This window comes from Pseudomonas sp. Marseille-P9899, assembly GCF_903166565.1.
GTDB lineage: Bacteria > Pseudomonadota > Gammaproteobacteria > Pseudomonadales > Pseudomonadaceae > Aquipseudomonas > Aquipseudomonas huaxiensis.
Map to the genome: position 1 here is coordinate 14,138 of NZ_CAESCG010000012.1, position 20,601 is coordinate 34,738.

Consider the following 20,601-nt stretch of genomic DNA (forward strand, 5'->3'; position numbering starts at 1 on the left):
TCACGCTCTTCTGCAGGAGCTGGTGCCAATCTGTAAGGACAACCACATGCTGAAAATCGATTCCCTGCACCAGTACTACGGCGGCAGCCACATCCTGCGCGGCCTGTCTTTCGAGGCGAAGGTCGGCGAAGTCACCTGCCTGCTCGGCCGCAACGGCGTGGGCAAGACCACGCTGCTGCGCTGCCTGATGGGCCTGATCCCGTCCCGCGAGGGCAGCGTGTCCTGGGAAGGCCAGGCCATCACCCAGCTCAAGCCGCATCAGCGGGTCCACGCCGGTATCGCCTATGTGCCGCAAGGCCGCGAGATTTTCCCGCGCCTGACCGTCGAGGAAAACCTGCTGATGGGCCTGTCACGCTTCAGCGCCAAGGAAGCCAAGAGCGTCCCGGAATTCATCTACGAGCTGTTCCCGGTGCTGCTGCAGATGAAGCACCGCCGTGGCGGCGATCTGTCCGGCGGCCAGCAGCAACAACTGGCCATCGGCCGCGCCCTGGCCAGCCGGCCACGCCTGCTGATCCTCGACGAACCCACCGAAGGCATCCAGCCCTCGGTAATCAAGGAAATCGGCGTTGTGATCAGTAAACTGGCGGCCCGCGGCGATATGGCGATCCTGCTGGTGGAACAGTTCTACGACTTCGCAGCAGAACTGGCCGACCAGTACCTAGTGATGTCCCGTGGCGAAATCGTCCAGCAAGGACGCGGCGAAAACATGGAGGCCGAGGGTGTACGCGGGCTGGTAACCATTTAATCTGACCGCCTGCTCAATCCCGGAACCTTGCCATGACAGACCTGATCCGCGATGCCGTGCCCGATGACTTGCCGGGCATTCGCGACATCTACAACGACGCCGTGCTCAACACCACGGCGATCTGGAACGAACAACCGGTGGACCTGGCAAACCGCCAGGCCTGGTTCGAGGCGCGCCAGACGCAGCAATACCCGATTCTGGTGGCGGTGAATGCTGCGGGCGAGGTGGTGGGTTATGCCTCGTTCGGCGACTGGCGGCCCTTCGAAGGCTTTCGCCATACCGTCGAGCACTCGGTGTACATCCGCGCCGACCAGCGCGGCAACGGCCTGGGGCCGAAGCTGATGCTGGCCCTGATCGAACGGGCGCGAGGCTGTGGAAAACATGTGATGGTGGCCGCGATCGAAAGCGGCAATGCCGCGTCGATCCGCCTGCATGAGCGGCTGGGTTTCACCCTGAACGGGCAGATGCCGCAAGTGGGGGTGAAATTCGGCAAGTGGCTGGATTTGACGTTTATGCAGTTGGTGTTGAATCCGGGGGCGTTACCGCCCAACTGATCTGCGCTCATTTCCCACAGGAGCCGCGTCATACACAGGCTCATCGCCTGGCACAAACCGTGTAGGAGCGGCTTCAGCCGCGATTGGCCGCACAGCGGCCACAAAACCGATATCCCAGGTGTATCAGCCTGATCGGGGACTCAGGTTTTACGACGGCTTCGCCGCCGTTCGCGGCTGAAGCCGCTCCTACAGGGGAGCGCGCAAACTTCCCGGTTAAGAGACAAACCGCCCCAACCGCTGCCGCAGCATGTCGTTCTCGCTGCGCAGTTGCCGCACTTCCTCCAGCAACTCCAGCGCCAGCGCCACGCCTTCCCACTCCAGTTCCAGCTCCTGATGCAGGCGCGCCGCGCGCTTGGCCAGCACCGGCGCCTGGGCGTCGAACAGCCAGTCCTCCGGTGTTCGCCCCAATGGTTCAACAATGCCGTGTTCGACGATTTCGATCACGCAGTCCACCGGCAACTCGGCTTCCTGACAAAACGTGCGCATATCCAGCTGAACGATCAGGGTGCTGCTCATGGTCACTTACTCCATTGAGTTCGCGGGTTGAACCCGGCCTTCTCCGACAGTTTGCTCCACAATTCACGCGTCGCTGCATCCGACTGTGGCGGCATCACCACCTTCAGTTGCGCGTACAGGTCGCCACGTTCACCCTGCTTGTTCGACAGGCCCATACCCTTGATACGCAGGCGCTGGCCGCTCTGGCTGTCGGGACGAATGGTCAGGTTGACCTTGCCGGTAAGGGTCGGCATTTCCACCTTGGTGCCCAACGCAGCTTCCCACGGTGCCAGCGGCACAGTGATGATCAGGTCATGGCCTTCGACATCGAACAGCGGATGCGGTGCGAAACGGATGATCAGGTACAGATCGCCGTTCGCCCCACCGCCAACACCCGGTGCGCCCTGGCCCTTGAGGCGGATGCGCTCGCCGTCGGTCACCCCGGCGGGGATCTTGACGTTGAGGGTCTTGGTGGTATCGCCGGTGCGCTGGCCCTGGGCGTTGTGCTGCGGAATCTGGAAGCTGATCTTCTTCGATTCGTTGGCCAGGGTTTCCTCGAGGAACACTGCCAGTTCCATTTCCACGTCCTGCCCTCGCCGACCGGTACTGCGCTGTTGCTGGCCACGGCCGAACGGATTGCCGTTGCCGCGCCCGGCCGACCCGAAGATCGAACTGAAGAAGTCCGAGAAATCGCCACCGTTGCCGAAGCCGCCAGCGTCGCCACCTCCACGGCTCTCCCAGCCGGGAGGCCCCTGGAAGGGCCGGCCATGCTGGCCGTACTTGCGAATTTCGTCGTACTCAGCGCGCTTTTCAGGGCTGCTCAGCACTTCGTAGGCCTCGTTGGCCTCCTTGAATTTGTCTTCGGCGCCACGCTCTTTGCTGACGTCCGGGTGATACTTGCGCGCCAGCTTGCGGTAGGCGGTCTTGATCGCCTTTTCGTCCGCCGTGGGCTCTACGCCGAGTATCTTGTAATAGTCTTTGAAATCCATCTAAGGAATCACCATCGGTTATCAAATTCACTGCGTGTGAAGATTGGGGTCAAGCATAGCCTTTCAAGGCCGGGCCAGGTTTGTCACGGAGCAGATAATCGGTCTTGATTCTGTCAGCGGCTGGCATACACTGCGCGGCCGTTTTTACTCCGGAACCGCTTCCATGAATCACGCATCCCCGGCCCGTGCCTGTGGTATCGACTTCGGCACGTCAAACTCCACCGTCGGCTGGCACCGCCCCGGCGAGGAGACCTTGATCGTCCTCGAAGACGGCAAGATCACCCTGCCTTCGGTGGTGTTCTTCAATATCGAGGAGCGCCGTCCGGTGTATGGCCGCCTGGCGCTGAGCGAATACCTGGAAGGCTACGAAGGCCGTCTGATGCGCTCGCTCAAGAGCCTGCTGGGCTCCAAGCTGATCAAGCACGACACCAGCGTCCTGGGCACCGCCCTGCCGTTCAAGGACCTGCTCGGCATGTTCATCGGCGAATTGAAGAAGCGCGCCGAGGCCGATGCCGGCCGGGCGTTCGATGAAGTGGTGCTGGGTCGTCCGGTGCATTTCGTCGATGACGACCAGGCCGCCGACCAGGAAGCCGAAGACACCCTGGCCGATGTCGCGAAGAAAATCGGCTTCAAGGACGTCTCCTTCCAGTTCGAGCCCATCGCCGCGGCCTACGACTACGAGTCGGGTATCGACCGTGAAGAGCTGGTACTGATTGTCGACATCGGCGGTGGTACCTCGGACTTCTCGCTGATCCGCCTCGCGCCTGAACGCCACATGCTCGATGACCGCCAGGACGACATCCTCGCCACCGGCGGCGTGCACATCGGCGGAACCGACTTCGACAAGCAACTGAGCCTGCAGGGTGTCATGCCGCTGTTCGGCTACGGCAGCCGGATGAAAAGCCAGGCGCTGATGCCCACCAGCCATCACATGAGCCTCGCCACCTGGCACACCATCAACTCGGTGTACTCGCAGAAATCCCAGTTGGCGCTGGGCAGCATGCGCTACGACATCGAGGACACCCTCGGCATCGACCGCCTGTTCAAGCTGATCGACCAACGCGCCGGGCACTGGCTGGCGATGGAAGTGGAAGCGACCAAGATCGAGCTGACCCACGCGGAAAACCGCCTGGTGGACCTTGGCCGGATCGAGAAGGGTCTTGAAGTGGACCTGAGCCGGGCGCTGTTCGAAGCGGCGATCGACAACCTGCTGGAGCGCGTGCGCGGCAGCGTCGATGAGTTGCTGCTCAAAGCCGGCGTTGGTGTGGACCAGGTGGATACGGTGTTCTTCACCGGTGGTTCGAGCGGCATCCCGGCGTTGCGCCAGAGTGTGGCGGCGATGTTGCCGAATGCTCGGCATGTCGAAGGCAACATCTTCGGCAGCATCGGCAGCGGGCTGGCGATCGAGGCGCGCAAGCGCTACGGCTGACCGTCGCCCCGACAAGCTCGCTCACTACCCTGTAGGAGCGAGCTTGTCGGGGCGCCGAACCGTCGCGATGCGCCCCATTCACAGACTCAAACCAGCTCCGCCCGCCTCAATTCGCTCTTCAGGTACGCGTAATAAATCGGCCCCGCCACCACACCTGGCAGCCCGAACGCGGCCTCGAACACCAGCATCGCCAACAACAATTCCCACGACTTGGCACTGATCTGCCCGCCAACGATCCGCGCGTTGAGAAAATACTCGACCTTGTGGATAACGATCAGGTAGCCCAGCGCCGCCATCGCCACCCAGATCGACAGCGACAACCCGACGATGGTGATCAGGGTGTTGGACATCAGGTTGCCGATCACTGGCAGCAGGCCCAGCAGGAAGGTCAACACGATCAGCGTCTTGGTCAGCGGCAGGTGCACGCCAAACAGCGGCAGCACCACGGCGAGGAAGATCCCGGTGAACGCGGTGTTGAGCAGGGAAATCTTGATCTGCGCGAAGACGATGTTGCGAAACGCCTGCACCAGCAACGACAAGCGCTCGAACAGCGCCGCCGCCAGCGGCTTGCGCCGTGAAATGTCGGGAATCCGCTGCAAGGCGACGATGGCACCAAGGATCATGCCGATCAGCAGCGTGACGAACATGTGCGCCGCGCCCTTGCCCACCAGTTGCAACTCGCCCAGGTGAGTCTTCAGCCATTCACCAATGGCCACCTTGAACTCGGCAGCGCTGGCCGGCAGGTAGGCGTCGACGAACGGTGGCAACTGCCCGCGGGCCTGGTCCACCAGCAGCATGAACTTGTCCAGCGAGGCGCCGGGGTTTTCCGCTTCGTGCAGCAGGAAGCTGATGGCACCGGCAAAAACCAGTGTCAGCGTGCTGACCACCAGGGTCCCGAGCAAGGCAACCGCCAGCCAGCGGGCGCGCGGCCCGGCAATCACATGCTGCAGTTTCGGCGTGAGCATGTTGACCAGCTCGAACACCAGCAACCCGGCCAAAAGGCTCGGCAGCAACTTGAGCGGCAATACCAGCAACAAGCCGGTGAATATGATGATCCAACTCGCCAGCACAATCTGACGCTGGGTAAAAGTCATACAACCTCAGACAGCCACGACGACAAAGCCGGCAGTCTGCCAGCCTTCTGCGGGCAGGCATAGGGGCGCGGGGCACAGGACGACGCGCCATTGCTCCAGGGCAATGGCGCGTCCGGGGAAATGGCTATTTTTTCTTCAGGCAGTCGCTCATGAACGCCTTGCGTTCATCGCCCTTGAGCGCCTTGGTGCCAGCGTCGGCGTTGCAGGTCTTCATCTTGTCCTGCTGGGTGGCGGGCTTGGCTTTCAGGCAGGTGCTCATGAACGCCTTGCGCTCGTCGCCCTTGAGCGCCTTGGCAGTCGCGTCGGCGTTGCAGGTTTTCATCTTTTCCTGCTGCGCGGTGGCGGCGAAGCCCTGTGAAGCCATCAGCAAGCCCAGCAACAGCAACGGCAAACGCATCATCTTCATGGCAATTCTCCTGGTCGCCGCGTCGGACGTGCAGCGGTCAAAGGAGTTTAGACAAGATTTCTTACATCCTCGGTTCGACTCAACAACCGGCGGCCTTGAGCCGCGCGGCGTGTTCGGTGAACAGCTTCACCGGCTGCGCGCCCTTGCCCACCGCGCCCAGGGACTGGTTGACGATATCCAGATGGTCCAGCGGATAGTCATCGCCAATCACCTGACCCAGGTGCGAGCTGTAGCGCCCGACCATGCCGTCACAGTGCCCCTTCTCGCGCACGAAACTGCGGGCGAACAGGCGACAGAAGCGATTGCTGCCATCCAGGCGGTTGAGGCCGCGGTCGGTGATGCCCGGCTTGAGCACCCCGGACCAGGAGTAATAACGCACACCGTTGACCTCGGCCGGCCCTTCGCCGCCCCAGATTTCCGGCAGGCCCTGTGGATAACGTTGGTTGAACAGCGCCACGCCGGCGCACGTCAGCGACTGGTGCGAGGCATGCACGTCAATCGGTAGCGCCGGGCCCTTCCAGCCGGTTTCCAGCCAGCCCATCAGGCGCCCGAGGCCGTGGAGGATGGCCTTGAGCAGGCGTCCGCGAGGCGAATCGCCGGGGTATTGGCGCTCAAGATAGTCGGCCAGCTCCGAGCCATGGTTAGGTCCGGCGATGGACGTCACCGAGGCGACCCATTCCGGGCGCTTGGCCGCCGCGTAGCGGGCGGTCAGCGCGCCCTGGCTGTGGCCGAGCAGGTTGACCTTGTCGGCGCCGGTGCGCTGGAGGATGTCTTCGATGATGCGCAGCAACTGCTCGCCGCGCACCTCGGTGCTGTTCAGCGGCGACACCTGCACCGGATAGACCTGCGCCCCGCCGCGGCGCAGGGCCGCGACGATGCCGAACCAGTACGGATAGAGCAGCAGGCGAACGAAACCGAGCATGCCCGGCACCAGAACCAGCGGGTAACGGGTGGCAAGTGCTTGCGACATGGCGATCCCCGATCCATGGACGTTTCGCCCACCCTACAGGCGAAACAATGGCAATCGCAATCGAACTCCCATCATCGCCCGTGGTTCCAAACTGATACCGGGCCATGACGGCCCATTTCGAGAGAGTACGACCATGTACAAGCACGCCCTGGCAGCACTTCTGGTCAGCGCCACCCTGGTCGGCTGCAGCAGCCGCCCGGAGAACCCGGTGGATTACGTCACCTATCGCGAAGAACCGCTGGTCAAGCAGGTCGAGAACGGCATGACCATGCAGCGCGTCATCGCCATCGGCGGCAGCCCGTCCACCGTGATCGATCTGCCCCACGGCGGCACCTGCAACAACTACATCCTCAACCGCGAAGGCCATCAGCAAGCCTATTACGTGCGCTTCGACGCCACCGGGCATGTCGATGCCAAGGGCTTCAAGACCTGTGAACAACGCGAGAAAGACGATCAGGCCGTGAGGCGTTGATAAAACTTTCCGCCCGCTTCAGCACTCGTACCTGATGTAGCGACCGCGCCGGCAGAGCGCGGCGCATCCGCTTTTCCAGCCTGGAGAAAACCATGAGCACCGTAGAACTGACCGATGTAAACACCCTCCGCGAGCGCGCCCGCAAGCACGTCGAACAAGGCGCGGTCACCGAAGGCTACAGCGCCGACCGCCAGACCATCCTGCGCCTGCTCAACGAGTCGCTGGCGACCGAATGGGTCTGCACCCTGCGCTACAAGCGCCACTACTACATGGCCAGCGGCATCAAGGCGAGCGTCGCCGCCGACGAATTCCTCGAACACGCCAACCAGGAGCAGGAGCACGCCCACAAGCTGGCCGAGCGCATCGTGCAACTGGGCGGTGAGCCGGACCTGAACCCGGACAACCTGAGCAAGAACTCCCACGCGCAGTACGTCGCCGGGCGCAACCTGAAGGAAATGGTGCTGGAAGATCTGGTCGCCGAGCGGATCGCCATCGACAGCTACCGCGAAATCATCCAGTTCATCGGCGAAAGCGACCCGACCACCCGCCGGATCTTCGAAGACATCCTGGCTCAGGAAGAAGAGCATGCGGATGATATGGCGGATCTGTTGAAGGGCCTGTAGCCCGCCCCATTCATCCACTGTTCCTCGTAGGAGCGAGCTTGCTCGCGATGGGGTCCGACCACAGGACCGCAATCGCGAGCAAGCTCGCTCCTACAGGTTCAGGTGCGACAGTAGTCAGCCTTTACTTCACCGTCTTCGGCGCTTTCCCCGCCTTCATCTGTTCCAGCAACGGCGTACAACGATTCGGCTCTTCCCCGCTGCTCGGCGCGATCAACGCCAGCAATCCCGCCGCCGGCCCCGCTGCAATACCCAACGCCACCATTCCCGCCCCACGCAGTGCCAGCGGCACGGCCTGAACGCCCGCCGACGGCTTAGCGAACGAGCCCCGTACATACAGCGGCGAACGCAGGGAGAACAGCCGCAGCCCCTTGGACTCGGGGTTGATCTTCAGGTCCAGTTGCTCGGTCGCGAAGTTGGCCGTGCCTTCCACATAGATCACCGCATTTTCCGTGTCGAACACGAACAGTCGGGTGGTCGCCAGGCCATTCTTGATGCCGACATCAGTGGCCGCGCAGTTGATCTTCACTTCGTTGTCGCCGAACAGTTTGCCGACCACATAGTTGCCGACGTTGAGCCCGGCAATCTCCATCAGGCTGCGGCTCACCGCGCCATCGTTGATCAACAGTTTCAAATCGCCGTTGGACGTGCCCAGCAAGGCCGCGACCGAGTTACCGCGGCCACTGATATCGGCATCGCCATTGAGCGCGCCGAAGCTGGTTTTCATCGGTTCGAAGGTGGGGAAAAGCTGCTTCAGCTTCAGGTCCCGCGCGGTCAGTCGCGCCCGGCCCTGCATCGGCGCGCTGCGACCGTCGAGGCGCACCAGCATGTCCAGCTTGCCGCCGGCCACGCCGAACGACAGAGGTTCCAGGCTCAACACACCGTCGTCCAGCACCACATGGCTGTTGAGGTCGGTGAAGGGCAGCTCTTCGGTCTGCACGATGCGCTTGCCGCTGAAGGTGACGTCGGCGTCCATCGCACGCCAGCGCTCGGTGCGGAACTCTTCCACCGGCAGCACCTTCTCGCCGGGCTGCTTGGCCGCACCGCCGCGAGCTTTCTGCTGGGCGTTGGAGTCCGCGCCGATCAGCGGTGCGAGGTCCTTGAACAGCAATTGATTGGAAACCAGCTTGCCGCTCAACTTGGGCCGTGGCTGGCTGGAAACGAAGGCGAGGTCGCCATGAATATCGCTGTCGCCGATACGGCCATTGAAGCCCTCGTAGCGGAACAACGCGCCGCCGGGCTCGTGCAGCTTGGCGATAAGGTGACCGTCGGTCTGGTAAGGCGGGGTGTCCGGCAGGGTGACGCCGGTAAGCGGGTACAGATTGCCCAGGCTGGCGCCGGACAGACGCAGGCGCAGGTCGAGTGCGCCGAGGTTGCGCGGGTCGGTCAGGGTCCCGGCGATGATCGCGCGGGTCTTGGCGATGCGAACATCCGCCTGCACCGGGAACGGCTGGCTGGCGTCCTGCAGCGCCAGCAGGCCGCCGATCTTGCCGTCGCCGGAGAGCGCCTGGTCCTTGTAGGTGCCTTTGACCTTCAGGCCGAACGCGTAGTCTTGCGGCTTCGCCCCTTGTTTTTCGGCCTTTTCCGCCGTTGCCTTGCCGACGATGTCGCTGAATGGCACCGGTTTTCCCAGCGGGTCGATCTGCACGTCCAGACGGGTTTTCAGGGTTTGATCATCGAAGGCCACCTGTCCCTTGTCGAAACCGATGGCGCCGATTTCCATCACCCACTTGGACGGCTCGGCCTGCTCATCCTTGGGCCCGAAATCGAAGGTCCAGTTGGCCCGCCCATCGGCCAGGCGCTTGAGGCTGGCGGTGGGCAGCTTGAGGTCGATGCGCGGAATGACGATGCGTTGCGCCAGTAACGGCAGCGGCGAAAGGCGGAAGTCCACTTGCTGCAGGCCGACCATCTGCGGCTCTTTCAGCCAGTCCGGGTTGCCCAGGGTCAGGTCTTCGGCAGTGAAATGCGGCCACGGCACCCAGGCCCGCCAACCACCCTCCTCGGCTTCGCGACGCCAATGCACGGCAAGGTTGCCGTTGATGGCGAAGGGGCGATGCAGGGCTTCGGAGACCTTTTCGTTGAGAAAGGGCTTGGCCCGGTTCCAGTCGAAGGTCGCGATGAAGATCACCAGAAGCACCAGTACCAGCAGCAGGCTGGCGAGGGTCCAGGTGATGATTTTGGCGGGGCGCGTCATTGCACGGTTCTCCCGTGACAGCAAAGGCAGACAGCGTGCGTGTGACACGCACTTGTACTTGGGACTGACGAAACGCCAAGGGGTTTTACTCGAAATGGCGAATCGATCGGATTTTTCCTGACCTTGCTGCCAGATTTCGCCCACATCAATCAGGCGAGATTCATCGGGCGAGGCCCTCAATTCCTACTAAAGCACTCGGGAAAGGCCCGCGCTAGAGCCTTCGGCGGAAAGTATCAATCCTGTTGATTGTTACCATTACCTTTATGAACTTTTCTATCGGATTTCCAAGAGTAGCATTGGCTTCGTACCCACTTAGTCGCCCTCCCCCAGGAGAACCGAAATCATGAAACGCCAATTACTGCTCAGCCTCTCCCTGTCCATTCTGGCCGCCAACGCCTTCGCCGTACCTGCCGCAGACCAGCACCTGTCCGCTGAAGCGCGCTCCGGCTCGGTCATCCTGTCGCAACCGCTGGACCCGCTGGCAGAAGGCGGTTCTGACCGTTTGATCGAACGTCGCGAGAATCGCGTCGCTGAAGGTGGTTCTGATCGTCTGATCGAGCGCCGTGAAAACCGTGTAGCCGAAGGTGGTTCTGATCGTCTGATCGAACGCCGTGAAAACCGCGTCGCCGAAGGTGGTTCTGATCGTCTGATCGAACGCCGCGAAAACCGCGTTGCCGAAGGTGGTTCCGACCGTCTGATCGAACGCCGTGAAAACCGTGTAGCCGAAGGCGGTTCTGATCGTCTGATCGAGCAACGTGCCAACCGCGTCGCCGAAGGTGGCTCGGATCGTCTGATCGAGCGCAACAACCGGGTGAGCTGATGCCTATGCGCCGGAACACTAGATACCCGCGCACAGACTCCTCCCCTCCAGGCCCGGTCAAATTGACCGGGCTTTGTTTTTCCGGCCCCGGCTATTAGAGTGCAGGCCTGTTTCACACTGAACCGTATTCGCCATGCTGCCGCGCGCCGAACAGAAGCAACAGACCCGCCACGCCCTGCTGGATGCAGCCCGCCAACTGATGGAAAGCGGCCGCGGCTTCGGCAGCATCAGCCTGCGTGAAGTGGCCCGCTGCGCAGGGATCGTTCCCACCGGTTTCTACCGACACTTCGACGACATGGACCAACTGGGCCTGGCGCTGGTCAAGGAAGTCAACGAAACCTTCCGCCAGACCATCCGCATGGTCCGCCACAACGAAATCGAAATGGGCGGCATCACCGATGCCTCGGTGCGAATCTTCCTCGATGTGGTGGCAGCCAACCGTGCGCAATTCCTGTTCCTCGCCCGCGAGCAGTACGGTGGCTCGCAACCGGTGCGCCAGGCCATCGCCCGTTTGCGCGAAGGCATCAGCTCGGACCTCGCCGCCGACCTGGCGAGCATGCCGCGCTGGCAACACCTGGACGCCACGGCACTGGGGGTGATTGCCGATCTGGTGGTCAAGACCGTGTTCGCCACCCTGCCGGAACTGATCGACGCGCCCGCCGAGGTAGAGCCCGGCCAGTTGAGCGCACAGGCCAAGATCATCCAGCAATTGCGCTTCATCTTCGTTGGCGCGCGACACTGGCAGGGCCTCGGCAGCCCGCTCTGATCGCGGCGCCACGGCGATATTTCCTGCTACCATGCGCGCAAACGCCCCGACGTCGACGAACTCTTTCCATGTCCGAAATCCACGCTGCCCCGCCCTCCCTGCTCGCTGAAGTCCAGCAACATTTCGACCAGCGCATCGTGCCGCTCTGGGAAGCGCCCGGCTGGAACGCGGACATGGCCCTGCCCTTCGAAGCCCTCGACGCCGAACACCAGCCGCTGCCCGTGCAGCGCTACCGCGCCATGGCCTGCGCTCGCCAGCTCTACCTGTTCAGCAGCCGCATCGACCAGCCCGGCGCCAGCGAACGCGCCGCCGCGCTGTTCCGCTCGCTGCAACGGCACTTCCACGATGCCGAACACGGCGGCTGGTTCTACAGCATCGACGCCCAAGGCAAACCGCTGGACCGGCGCAAAGACCTCTACACCCACGCCTTCATCATCTTCGCCTGCGCCCATTACTGGGCGAACGTGCGCGACAACCTGGTGGAATCGACCCTCAACGCCGCGCTCAGCGTGGTGATCGAGCGCTTCGGCAATGACGACGGGCTGTACGAAGCGAGCCTCGGCGAAGACTGGTCGGACCTCGGCAGCGGCCCGCTGCAAAACCCGTTGATGCACCTGGCCGAAGCCTTCCTCGCGACCCTCGCCGTGCGCGATGACGCCGAGGTGGAAGGCGCCCTGCTGGCACTGACCGAGGCCATGCAGGCGCACTTCATCGACCCCGAGCACGGCGTGATGCTGGAGAAACCGCGTGGGGCTGTGGATAACTGGTTCGAGCCGGGACATCAGTTCGAATGGTTCTTCCTGCTGGACACCTCACCGCTACTGCGCGGTGGCGCCCTGCATGCATCGCTGGACCGCGCCTTCGGCTTTGCCGAGACCACGGGGGTGAAGGACGGTGCAGTGCTGGCGATGCTCAGCCCGCAAGGCGAAGTGCGCGACGCCACCCAGCGAATCTGGGCCCAGGCCGAATACCTGCGGGCGCTGACCCTGCGCCCGGATGGCGCGGAGAAAGTGGCGAAGCAGCTCGAAGTGCTGCGTCAGCGGTTTCTGCATGACCGGGGTTGGTATGAGTGTCGGGATGCTGCGGGCGTGGTGAGCCGGCATGATATGCCGTCGACTACGCCGTATCATCTGGCGACCTGTCTGGAAGGCTTGCAGCATCTTCGTCCGGTGGCATGAACCTTTTCCTGCAAACGGTGATGCATCAAGCAGCGAAAAGCGCGCAATTTCCGACTTTTATGTAGGCAACTTCCCAAGAATATTCCCGCGCCTCATCTGCCGTTGCGCGCTGTGGAAACGCTGCCTAGTCTTGCCCCGTCGTTGATTCCCAACGACCGGCTTTGACAGGCTTCGTGTCATGGCGGCTGTGCGTGGGGCGTACTCGTTGCGCGCCGGGGTTTCCTTTTTGCCTCGGTCTGTCAACCCGCGTACAACTGCCACCCGTTTGTTTGACAGCAAGCGAGTAGTGCTGCTGGTAATGGCCCGGTGAGATTGCACAGAGCGTCGGATCACCGCGAACGGTGACGGTGGGAGCGGTGTCAGCCGCGAAGGGCCGCATAGCGGCCCCAAATCCATCCAGCATCCTGTCTCTGGGGGGGCTGGATCTCACATTCAGGCATTCTCAAGGTCGAAAAAATGCCGGATGGAGACAGTCAACTCGTGCGGGATGGTTTTGGGGCCGCTGTGCGGCCCTTCGCGGCTAAAACCGCTCCCACAGGTTCCGCATCAAACCACTGTGTTTGCCTGCGAGAGGTGTAGATATCCACACCCGACAAGCAGCCCCCACACGATCAACACCTCGCCGTCAGCCCTTGCCACCCGACCGCTCAATCGAGAACCCGGCCCAGTCCTGACTCACCGGCATCAGCTCCAGGCTGTTGATGTTGATGTGCGCCGGCTGGTTGAGAATCCAGAAGATGGTATCGGCAATATCCTGCGGCTGGATCGGCTCGGCGCCGGCGTAGGTGGCGTCGTAGCGCGACTGGTCACCGCCGAAACGCACCAGCGAGAACTCGCTCTCACACAGGCCCGGCTCGATGTTGCTGACCCGCACGCCCGTGCCGCGCAGGTCGCAACGCAGGCTGAGGGAGAACTGGCCGACGAAGGCCTTGGTGCCGCCATACACGTGGCTGCCCGGATACGGGTAGTTGCCCGCCACCGAACCGACGTTGAGGATGGTCGCGCCACGGCCATGGGCGATCAGGCGCGGCAACAGCAAGCGGGTGGTGTACATCAATCCCTTGATGTTGGTATCGACCATGGTGTCCCAGTCGTCCAGGTCGCATTTCTGCGCCGGATCAGTACCCAAAGCCAGGCCGGCGTTGTTGATCAGCCCGCGCAGCTTGGCGAAGGCTGGCGGCAAGTTGCCGAGCGCCTGCTCCATGGCCTTGCGATCGCGCACATCCAGCACCAGGCCGTGGACTTCGGTCTGTTTCGACAGCTCGGCGCACAGGGCGTCCAGGCGGTCCTGGCGGCGACCGGTCAGCACCAGCGACCAACCCGCCTCGGCGAAACGCCGCGCGCAGGCTTCGCCAAACCCGGAGGTCGCGCCGGTAATGAATACAGTGGAAGTCATGGGATTCTCCTAGAGAGGGCTTGCACAAGAGATCGGCAGGGTTTGCAGCATGCCCGGCGGCTGGCATCACTTCAAGCCGTTTGCCGCCTGTATGAAAAACGATCAATACCGTCAAAGCCTTGCTGCATAAGGCTCGTAGCCGGCTATGCGCACCTTATCCACAGGCCCTTCCACATAGATTGGGGGCAACTGTATAAATTCGTGGAATAACGTTAGCCAAGTAATCCACAGCCCTGAGCGCGTTTTTTCTGCAAATGCGCGGGAAACGAGGCTGCCAGCCCTTTCAGTGAAAAACCGGGTAATGGCGCAAAGCCTGTAACGACGCCGGTCTCGTCACTCTTTCCAAGGCTTTCCCACAGACTTATCCACAGGCAAAACATACTGTTTGAAACAGCGTTATGGCTATGAGCTATAACTTGACAAACGGTTCTACCACTAATCCAAAAGTTATTGGTCAAATTTTGATCGACAGCCTGAACGCCTTTAAATACGTGGCTTACAGGCACATACCACCATGTTACCCACAGTCACCTCCACATGAACCGTGGACAACTTCAAGCGCATTGAAAACAACTGCTTACAACGACTTTATGCGGTGTCACACGCAAGGCCGGCGCTATCTTTTCCACAATCCTGTGGACAACCCCGTGGATGAAAAAACGCCGCTTGCCCATTAGGGCGAAGCGGCGTTCGCAAACCAGCAGTGTGGTCATTGCACCTTGCGATTGGTGTCCTCAAGGCGGCGTTGCAGTTCGCCGATCTGCCGGGTCTGCTCATCGACCAAGCGGCGCAGTTCCAGCAGGTCGCTGGCGTTCTGGTTGAGGGTGTCGCGCATTTTCTTCAGCTCGGCCACGCTGACCCCGGAGTCGTGCAGGGTGTGGCTCATGCCGGATTCGCGGTGGATGGCCGCAAGGTTGTCCGAGGACGCGGCGGAGGAGTCGATCTGGACCTTGGCCGCCTCCTCGGCTTGCACCGTCAGGCTGCCGAACAGCAGGCTGCAGGCGAGGATTGCGGGGGTGAACAGGAAGCGGGTTGGCATCACGGGGCTCCTTGTGCGGGGTCGGACGGTATAACCGGTACGACTCTGCGGGTTTCCAGTGAGTTCCCGTGAAGGGGGGGGACCGCTTCGCGGTCCTTCGCGAGCAAGCTCGCTCCCACATGAGCTGGTTTCACAGCCGAATGTTGCGGAAGCGAGCTCGTCGGTGCGACGAATCCCTTGCGAAGCGTGGTGTATCAGTGGCCGCCGAGGTAAGCGTTCCGCACCTCCTCGTTCACCAACAACTCCTGCCCCGTCCCGGTCATGCGGATCTGGCCGTTGACCATCACGTAAGCCCGGTCCGACAGTTTCAGCGCATGGTTGGCGTTCTGCTCCACCAGGAAGATGGTCATGCCGCTCTTGGCCAGTTCCCGCAGGGTGGCGAAGATCTGTTTGACCACGATCGGTGCCAGCCCCAGCGAAGGTTCATCCAGCAGCAACAGCTTGGGCCGGCTCATCAGCGCGCGGGCGATGGCGAGCATTTGCTGCTCGCCACCGGACATGGTCATGGCGCGCTGGTTGCGCCGTTCCTTGAGCCGCGGGAACAGCTCGTACATGCGCTGCATGTCTTCGTCGGCATGTTTGTCGCCGATGGGGATGGTGCCCATCATCAGGTTTTCCTCGACGCTCATGTCAGGGAATACCCGCCGCCCTTCCGGCGACTGGGCGATGCCGTTGGAGGCGATGTAGTGCGAGGACTTGTGGGTAATGTCGGTGCCGCGATAGATGATCTGCCCGGACGCCGCCCGCGGCTGGCCGAAGATCGACATCAGCAGGGTCGACTTGCCGGCGCCGTTGGAGCCGATCAGGCTGACCGTCTCGCCCTCGTTGATGTGCATGGAGACTTTCTTCAGGGCCTGGATCGGGCCGTAGAACACGTCCAGGTCCTTCAGTTCGAGAATGGGTGCGCTCATACCAGTTCCTCTTCGTCAGCACCCAGGTAGGCGGCGATCACAGTCGGGTTGTTGCGGATGTCCTGCGGCTTGCCTTCGGCGATCACGTTGCCGTGGTCGAGCACCACGATATGGTCGGAGATGCTCATGACCATGCCCATGTCGTGCTCGATCAGCACCACGGTGATGTCGTGCTCGTCGCGCAGCACGCGGATCATCCGGCTCAGGGCTTCGGTTTCCTGAGGGTTGAGGCCCGCCGCCGGTTCGTCGAGGCAGATGATCTTCGGCCGCGTGCACATGGCCCGGGCGATTTCCAGGCGGCGCTGCTGGCCGTAGGAAAGCTCGCCAGCGAGGCGGTTGGCGCAGTCCACCAGGTCCACCACTTCCAGCCAGTAGAAGGCGTGGTCCAGCGCATCGCTTTCGGACTTGCGATAGCCCTTGGTGTTGAGCACCCCGGCCAGCAGGTTGCGGTTGACCCACATGTGCTGGGCCACCAGCAGGTTCTCCACCACGGACATTTCCTTGAACAGGCGAATGTTCTGGAAGGTCCGGGCAAGCCCGGCGCGGTTCACCAGGTGGGTGCCGCCGAACATCTTGTAATGCACGCGATTGATGAAGCGCTTGGGCGAAACGAAATCGCCCGGCTCGAAGCGCTCGCCGAGCAACTGGATCACGTTGGTCTTCGAGCCGCGCACGTTCAGTTCGATCTTGCCGCCGCTGGCCTTGTAGAAGCCGGTGAGGCAGTTGAACACGGTGGTCTTGCCTGCGCCGTTGGGACCGATCAGGGCGAAGATTTCATTGCGTTTGACCTTCAGGCTGACGTCGCTCAGCGCCTTGATCCCGCCGAACTGCATCATCAGGTTGTCGACCGAGAGGATTACTTCGTCGCTCATGGCGCCACTCCTTTACGCGGGACTACACCGGTACGGCTGATACGAATCAGGCCGCGCGGTCGCCAGATCATCATCAACACCATCAACACGCCGAACAGCAGGACCCGGTATTCGGAGAAGCTGCGCAGCAGCTCCGGGGCCACGGTCAGGACGAACGCGGCGATCACCACGCCGACGGTCGAGCCCATGCCGCCGAGCACGACGATGGCAAGGATCAGCGCCGACTCGAAGAAGGTGAACGAGGACGGGTTGACGAAGCCCTGGTAGGTGGCGAAGAACACCCCGGCCAGGCCCGCGGTGGAAGCACCGAGAGTGAACGCCGAGAGCTTGACCAGCACATGGTTCAGGCCCATGGAGCGGCAGGCGATTTCGTCTTCGCGCAGCGCTTCCCAGGCGCGGCCCACGGGCATGCGGGTCAGTCTGTGCTTGATGTAGAGCACCGCCAGCACGACGAGGAACAGCACGATGTAGATAAACAGGAATTTCAGGTTGGGGTTGTACTCGATGCCGAAGAACTCGTGGAACGGTACGCCGCCGTCTTTGGCGCGACGACCGAATTCCAGGCCGAAGAAGGTCGGCGACGGTGCCGGCATGCCGTTCGGGCCACCGGTGAACGACAGCCAGTTGTTCAACACCAGGCGGATGATTTCACCGAAGCCCAGGGTCACGATCGCCAGGTAGTCGCCGTGCATGCGCAACACCGGGAAGCCGAGTATGCACCCCGCCAACGCCGCCGCGATGGCCGCCAGCGGCAGCACGCTCCAGAACCCGAGGCCCAGGTATTGGTAACCCAGCGCCAGGCCATAGGCGCCGATGGCGTAGAACGCCACGTAGCCGAGGTCGAGCAGGCCGGCCAGGCCGACCACGATGTTCAGGCCCAGGCCCAGCAACACGTAGATCAGGCCGAGGATGACCACGGTCAGCAGGTACTTGTTGGCGAAGATCGGGAAGACGATGGCGATGACGATCAGCGCCGGGATGATGTAGCGCAGCCGCGACTTGTAGTTCGGCGCCAGGACATGCACGCCCGAGCCACCGCTGTCGAAGCCCTCAAGCATGCGCTTGCCCGTGGCACTCTGGAAGAACACGCTGAGCACGAAGCGCCCCACCATCACCCCACCGACCAGCCAGGCCACCCGGGCCGGTTGGGCGTTGAAGGTGTAGCCATCGAGGACCACGCCGACCACCGGGCCGAACACGATCAGGGCCAGCAGGCCGGCGACGATGGTTTCCAGCAGGCTGCGTTTGATATCGAAACCGGAAGAAGCAGTTTTGGCAGTGGACATGTTCACACCTTAGCCACGAGCGGGCGACCCAACAGGCCTTGCGGACGGAAGATGAGGATCAGTACCAGCAGCGAGAAGCTGAACACGTCCTTGTAGTCGGAGTTGATCAGGCCGGCGAACAGCGACTCTGAAATACCGAGGATGATCCCGCCGAGCATCGCGCCAGGCAGCGAGCCAATCCCGCCGAGCACCGCGGCGGTGAACGCCTTGATGCCGATGATGAAGCCGGCATAGAAGTCGAAGGTGCCGTAGTTCATGGTGATCAGCACGCCGGCCAGGGCAGCCATCACCGCGCCGATGATGAACACGTAGGAAATCACCCGGTCGGTGTTGATCCCCAGGATCGAGGCCATCTTGCGGTCTTGCTGGGTTGCGCGGCACATACGGCCGAGCTTGGTGTACTTGATCACGTAGGTGAGCAGGCCCATGCCGGCGAACGCCGCGACCAGGATGAAGATCTTGGTGTAGGTCAGTTGTACGAAGCCCGTACCGATGTCGACGCGCCAGGCGCCTTCGAGCAGGGTCGGCACGCCTTGCTGGCGGGCGCCCTGGCTGATCTGGGCATAGTTCTGCAGGATCAGGGAAATACCGATGGCACTGATTAGCGGTGCCAGGCGGGTGGAGTTACGCAGGGGTTTGTAGGCGATGCGTTCGATGGTGAAGCCATAGACGCCGGTGACGACAACCGTGAACAACAAGGTTCCCAACATCAGCAGCGGGAAGGACTCGACGCCGAAATAGGCCAGCAATGCCAGGCTGATTGCCGCCAGGTAAGCGGAAATCATATACACCTCGCCGTGCGCGAAGTTGATCATGCCGATGATGCCATAGACCATTGTGTAGCCGATGGCGATCAGACCATAGACAGACCCGAGGGTCAGTCCATTGATCAGTTGCTGCAGGAAAATTCCATCCATAACGCAATCTCACGTATTTGAGATTGCACAAGCGCCGACTACGGCGGGCCCCGGATGAAGGGGCCCTCGCAGCGCAGGGTTGTGCAGATCTACGAGAAAAGACAGGTACGGCAACCGGGCAACGGCCCGGGACACGAACGCCCCGGGCCGAATGCCGTTGTTATTTTTGTTTTTCGAGCTGGTGGTATTTGCCGCTGGCGTCCCACTGGTAGACCACGTAGTCGGAGACGGTCAGGTCGCCCTTGCTGTCCCACTTCTTCTCGCCCATGACGGTTTTCACCGGGTTGGCCTTGAGCCACTTGGCGGCGTCCTCGCCTTTGTTCGACTTGGAGCCGTTGAACGCGGCAGCCAGCGCCTGGACCGAAGCGTAGGCGTACAGGGTGTAGCCTTCAGGCTCGGTGCCGCCCTTGCGGAACTCTTCCACCACGGCCTTGCTGTCTGGCAGCAGGCGCGGGTCGGCGCCGAAGGTCATGTACACGCCGTCGACGAACTGCGCACCGCCTGCGGTGGACACCAGTTCGTCGGTGACGATGCCGTCGTCGGACATGAACTTCACATCTTTCAGGCCGGCTTCACGCAGTTGGCGAACCAGTGGACCGGCTTCCGGGTGCAGGCCGCCGAAGTAGACGACATCGGCGCCCGCGCCGCGAATCTTGGTCACCACGGCGCTGAAGTCTTTCTCGCCACGGGTCAGGCCTTCGTACAGCACCGGCTTCACGCCGCGTTTCTCCAGTTGTGCCTTGGTCGCGTCGGCCAGGCCCTGACCGTAGGTGTCCTTGTCGTGCAGGACGACGACTTTCTTGCCCTTGAGCACGTCGACGATGTAGTCGCCGGCGACGATGCCTTGCTGGTCGTCACGGCCGCACATGCGGAACATGGCGCCCAGGCCGCGTTCGGTGACCTGCGGGTTGGTAGAGCCCGGGGTGATGGCGATCACGCCGGCTTCGTCGTAGACCTCGGAGGCAGGGATGGTGTTGGAGGAGCAGAAGTGACCTACCACGCCGGCCACTTTGTCCTGGTCAACCAGGCGGTTGGCCACGGCCACGGCCTGCTTGGGCTCGCAGGCATCATCGCCTTTGACCAGGACGATCTTCTCGCCGTTGATCCCGCCTTCGGCGTTGATCTTGTCGGCCGCCGCCTGGGCACCTTTCATGTATTGCTCGCCAAACGCTGCGTTGGCACCCGTCATGGGGCCCGCGACGCCGATTTTCACATCGGCCTGTACATACGAAGAAATGCCCAGCGCCGTTGCCACGGCCAAGGCAAGAAAGCCTTTCTTGTAAAACGTCTGCGACATGTGTTGGTGCTCCTGATGTTTTTTTATTATACCCCCTCGACGAAACCGCACATTACGCAATGGCTGCGTAGTAAGGCTTTACCTTCCAAGCTCATTTATTGTGCCCCAATACGAAATGCACATTGTGTATAGTACGGGCCGCTTTGAAGAG

Annotated in this window: 21 protein-coding genes; 8 read left to right on the forward strand and 13 right to left on the reverse strand. The window is 62.1% G+C overall.

Features of this window, described 5'->3' with window-relative positions:
- Positions 1–46 precede the first annotated feature (46 nt).
- Both urtE and HWV67_RS31085 read left to right on the forward strand, forming a co-directional pair.
- A complete protein-coding gene (gene urtE, locus HWV67_RS31080; RefSeq protein WP_110971395.1) occupies positions 47–745 on the forward strand; it encodes an urea ABC transporter ATP-binding subunit UrtE in 699 nt (232 codons plus the stop codon).
- A 32-nt stretch (positions 746–777) separates the two neighbouring features.
- Positions 778–1,299, forward strand: coding sequence for a GNAT family N-acetyltransferase (locus HWV67_RS31085; RefSeq protein ID WP_175654002.1), 522 nt, complete (start codon positions 778–780; stop codon positions 1,297–1,299).
- Positions 1,300–1,512: 213 nt separating this feature from the next.
- On the opposite strand, the gene HWV67_RS31090 is transcribed toward HWV67_RS31085, so the two are convergent.
- Together HWV67_RS31090 and cbpA are read right to left on the reverse strand one after the other, a co-directional pair.
- Positions 1,513–1,815 carry a chaperone modulator CbpM gene (locus tag HWV67_RS31090; protein WP_110971397.1) on the reverse strand — a complete coding sequence of 101 codons (303 nt, stop codon included), beginning with the start codon at positions 1,813–1,815 and terminating at the stop codon, positions 1,513–1,515.
- A 2-nt stretch (positions 1,816–1,817) separates the two neighbouring features.
- Positions 1,818–2,783: a curved DNA-binding protein gene (gene cbpA, locus HWV67_RS31095; RefSeq protein WP_095156001.1), complete on the reverse strand. Its 966-nt coding sequence runs from the start codon at positions 2,781–2,783 to the stop codon at positions 1,818–1,820.
- Between the two features lie 163 nt (positions 2,784–2,946).
- Between cbpA and HWV67_RS31100 the strand changes: the two genes are divergently transcribed.
- A complete protein-coding gene (locus HWV67_RS31100) occupies positions 2,947–4,212 on the forward strand; it encodes an Hsp70 family protein (protein WP_095156000.1) in 1,266 nt (421 codons plus the stop codon).
- 86 nt (positions 4,213–4,298) lie between these two features.
- On the opposite strand, the gene HWV67_RS31105 is transcribed toward HWV67_RS31100, so the two are convergent.
- The 3 genes from HWV67_RS31105 to HWV67_RS31115 form a co-directional block, all read right to left on the reverse strand.
- Positions 4,299–5,306 (reverse strand): AI-2E family transporter, encoded by a 1,008-nt coding sequence (locus HWV67_RS31105; protein WP_095155999.1) that lies wholly within the window; start codon positions 5,304–5,306, stop codon positions 4,299–4,301.
- Positions 5,307–5,430: 124 nt separating this feature from the next.
- Complete coding sequence (locus HWV67_RS31110; protein WP_175654003.1) at positions 5,431–5,712, reverse strand: PsiF family protein; 282 nt, start codon at positions 5,710–5,712, stop codon at positions 5,431–5,433.
- Between the two features lie 79 nt (positions 5,713–5,791).
- On the reverse strand, positions 5,792–6,682 hold the full coding sequence (locus HWV67_RS31115) for an esterase/lipase family protein (protein WP_175654004.1): 891 nt from the start codon (positions 6,680–6,682) through the stop codon (positions 5,792–5,794).
- A 133-nt stretch (positions 6,683–6,815) separates the two neighbouring features.
- On the opposite strand from HWV67_RS31115, the gene osmE reads away from it, so the two are divergent.
- Together osmE and HWV67_RS31125 are read left to right on the forward strand one after the other, a co-directional pair.
- Complete coding sequence (osmE, locus tag HWV67_RS31120; protein ID WP_175654005.1) at positions 6,816–7,154, forward strand: osmotically-inducible lipoprotein OsmE; 339 nt, start codon at positions 6,816–6,818, stop codon at positions 7,152–7,154.
- 92 nt (positions 7,155–7,246) lie between these two features.
- Positions 7,247–7,777: a ferritin-like domain-containing protein gene (locus tag HWV67_RS31125; RefSeq protein ID WP_175654006.1), complete on the forward strand. Its 531-nt coding sequence runs from the start codon at positions 7,247–7,249 to the stop codon at positions 7,775–7,777.
- A gap of 121 nt (positions 7,778–7,898) precedes the next feature.
- Here the strand turns inward: HWV67_RS31125 and HWV67_RS31130 are convergent, their stop codons facing one another.
- Complete coding sequence (locus HWV67_RS31130; RefSeq protein ID WP_175654007.1) at positions 7,899–9,968, reverse strand: AsmA family protein; 2,070 nt, start codon at positions 9,966–9,968, stop codon at positions 7,899–7,901.
- A gap of 343 nt (positions 9,969–10,311) precedes the next feature.
- Here HWV67_RS31130 and HWV67_RS31135 point away from each other — a divergent pair, with 343 nt between their 5' ends.
- The 3 genes from HWV67_RS31135 to HWV67_RS31145 all read left to right on the forward strand — a co-directional run bounded on the left by HWV67_RS31135 (position 10,312) and on the right by HWV67_RS31145 (position 12,732).
- Positions 10,312–10,788 (forward strand): phage infection protein, encoded by a 477-nt coding sequence (locus HWV67_RS31135; protein ID WP_095155993.1) that lies wholly within the window; start codon positions 10,312–10,314, stop codon positions 10,786–10,788.
- 133 nt (positions 10,789–10,921) lie between these two features.
- Positions 10,922–11,554 carry a TetR family transcriptional regulator gene (locus HWV67_RS31140; RefSeq protein ID WP_175654008.1) on the forward strand — a complete coding sequence of 211 codons (633 nt, stop codon included), beginning with the start codon at positions 10,922–10,924 and terminating at the stop codon, positions 11,552–11,554.
- 68 nt (positions 11,555–11,622) lie between these two features.
- Complete coding sequence (locus tag HWV67_RS31145; protein WP_175654009.1) at positions 11,623–12,732, forward strand: AGE family epimerase/isomerase; 1,110 nt, start codon at positions 11,623–11,625, stop codon at positions 12,730–12,732.
- Positions 12,733–13,357: 625 nt separating this feature from the next.
- On the opposite strand, the gene HWV67_RS31150 is transcribed toward HWV67_RS31145, so the two are convergent.
- The 7 genes from HWV67_RS31150 to HWV67_RS31180 form a co-directional block, all read right to left on the reverse strand.
- Positions 13,358–14,128 (reverse strand): SDR family oxidoreductase, encoded by a 771-nt coding sequence (locus HWV67_RS31150; RefSeq protein WP_110971409.1) that lies wholly within the window; start codon positions 14,126–14,128, stop codon positions 13,358–13,360.
- A gap of 709 nt (positions 14,129–14,837) precedes the next feature.
- Complete coding sequence (locus HWV67_RS31155) at positions 14,838–15,167, reverse strand: hypothetical protein (RefSeq protein WP_095155989.1); 330 nt, start codon at positions 15,165–15,167, stop codon at positions 14,838–14,840.
- A gap of 194 nt (positions 15,168–15,361) precedes the next feature.
- Positions 15,362–16,078, reverse strand: coding sequence for an ABC transporter ATP-binding protein (locus tag HWV67_RS31160; protein ID WP_095155988.1), 717 nt, complete (start codon positions 16,076–16,078; stop codon positions 15,362–15,364).
- The gene (locus HWV67_RS31165; RefSeq protein WP_175654010.1) at positions 16,075–16,950 is read right to left on the reverse strand and encodes an ABC transporter ATP-binding protein; all 876 of its coding nucleotides are present in this window, start codon (positions 16,948–16,950) and stop codon (positions 16,075–16,077) included. Before HWV67_RS31165 ends, HWV67_RS31160 begins: the two co-directional genes overlap by 4 nt.
- Complete coding sequence (livM, locus tag HWV67_RS31170) at positions 16,947–18,236, reverse strand: high-affinity branched-chain amino acid ABC transporter permease LivM (RefSeq protein ID WP_175654011.1); 1,290 nt, start codon at positions 18,234–18,236, stop codon at positions 16,947–16,949. Before livM ends, HWV67_RS31165 begins: the two co-directional genes overlap by 4 nt.
- A 2-nt stretch (positions 18,237–18,238) precedes the next feature.
- The gene (locus HWV67_RS31175) at positions 18,239–19,153 is read right to left on the reverse strand and encodes an ABC transporter permease subunit (protein WP_175654012.1); all 915 of its coding nucleotides are present in this window, start codon (positions 19,151–19,153) and stop codon (positions 18,239–18,241) included.
- A 160-nt stretch (positions 19,154–19,313) separates the two neighbouring features.
- Entirely contained in the window at positions 19,314–20,450 is a 1,137-nt protein-coding gene (locus HWV67_RS31180) for a branched-chain amino acid ABC transporter substrate-binding protein (protein ID WP_175654013.1), read from the reverse strand.
- Between the last annotated feature and the right edge of the window lie 151 nt (positions 20,451–20,601).

Coding starts and splice junctions, on each gene's coding strand:
- urtE (WP_110971395.1), top strand. CDS start 47: ATGCTGAAAATCGATTCCCTGCACCAGTACTACGGCGGCAGCCACATC.
- HWV67_RS31085 (WP_175654002.1), top strand. CDS start 778: ATGACAGACCTGATCCGCGATGCCGTGCCCGATGACTTGCCGGGCATT.
- HWV67_RS31090 (WP_110971397.1), bottom strand. CDS start 1,815: ATGAGCAGCACCCTGATCGTTCAGCTGGATATGCGCACGTTTTGTCAG.
- cbpA (WP_095156001.1), bottom strand. CDS start 2,783: ATGGATTTCAAAGACTATTACAAGATACTCGGCGTAGAGCCCACGGCG.
- HWV67_RS31100 (WP_095156000.1), top strand. CDS start 2,947: ATGAATCACGCATCCCCGGCCCGTGCCTGTGGTATCGACTTCGGCACG.
- HWV67_RS31105 (WP_095155999.1), bottom strand. CDS start 5,306: ATGACTTTTACCCAGCGTCAGATTGTGCTGGCGAGTTGGATCATCATA.
- HWV67_RS31110 (WP_175654003.1), bottom strand. CDS start 5,712: ATGAAGATGATGCGTTTGCCGTTGCTGTTGCTGGGCTTGCTGATGGCT.
- HWV67_RS31115 (WP_175654004.1), bottom strand. CDS start 6,682: ATGTCGCAAGCACTTGCCACCCGTTACCCGCTGGTTCTGGTGCCGGGC.
- osmE (WP_175654005.1), top strand. CDS start 6,816: ATGTACAAGCACGCCCTGGCAGCACTTCTGGTCAGCGCCACCCTGGTC.
- HWV67_RS31125 (WP_175654006.1), top strand. CDS start 7,247: ATGAGCACCGTAGAACTGACCGATGTAAACACCCTCCGCGAGCGCGCC.
- HWV67_RS31130 (WP_175654007.1), bottom strand. CDS start 9,968: ATGACGCGCCCCGCCAAAATCATCACCTGGACCCTCGCCAGCCTGCTG.
- HWV67_RS31135 (WP_095155993.1), top strand. CDS start 10,312: ATGAAACGCCAATTACTGCTCAGCCTCTCCCTGTCCATTCTGGCCGCC.
- HWV67_RS31140 (WP_175654008.1), top strand. CDS start 10,922: ATGCTGCCGCGCGCCGAACAGAAGCAACAGACCCGCCACGCCCTGCTG.
- HWV67_RS31145 (WP_175654009.1), top strand. CDS start 11,623: ATGTCCGAAATCCACGCTGCCCCGCCCTCCCTGCTCGCTGAAGTCCAG.
- HWV67_RS31150 (WP_110971409.1), bottom strand. CDS start 14,128: ATGACTTCCACTGTATTCATTACCGGCGCGACCTCCGGGTTTGGCGAA.
- HWV67_RS31155 (WP_095155989.1), bottom strand. CDS start 15,167: ATGCCAACCCGCTTCCTGTTCACCCCCGCAATCCTCGCCTGCAGCCTG.
- HWV67_RS31160 (WP_095155988.1), bottom strand. CDS start 16,078: ATGAGCGCACCCATTCTCGAACTGAAGGACCTGGACGTGTTCTACGGC.
- HWV67_RS31165 (WP_175654010.1), bottom strand. CDS start 16,950: ATGAGCGACGAAGTAATCCTCTCGGTCGACAACCTGATGATGCAGTTC.
- livM (WP_175654011.1), bottom strand. CDS start 18,236: ATGTCCACTGCCAAAACTGCTTCTTCCGGTTTCGATATCAAACGCAGC.
- HWV67_RS31175 (WP_175654012.1), bottom strand. CDS start 19,153: ATGGATGGAATTTTCCTGCAGCAACTGATCAATGGACTGACCCTCGGG.
- HWV67_RS31180 (WP_175654013.1), bottom strand. CDS start 20,450: ATGTCGCAGACGTTTTACAAGAAAGGCTTTCTTGCCTTGGCCGTGGCA.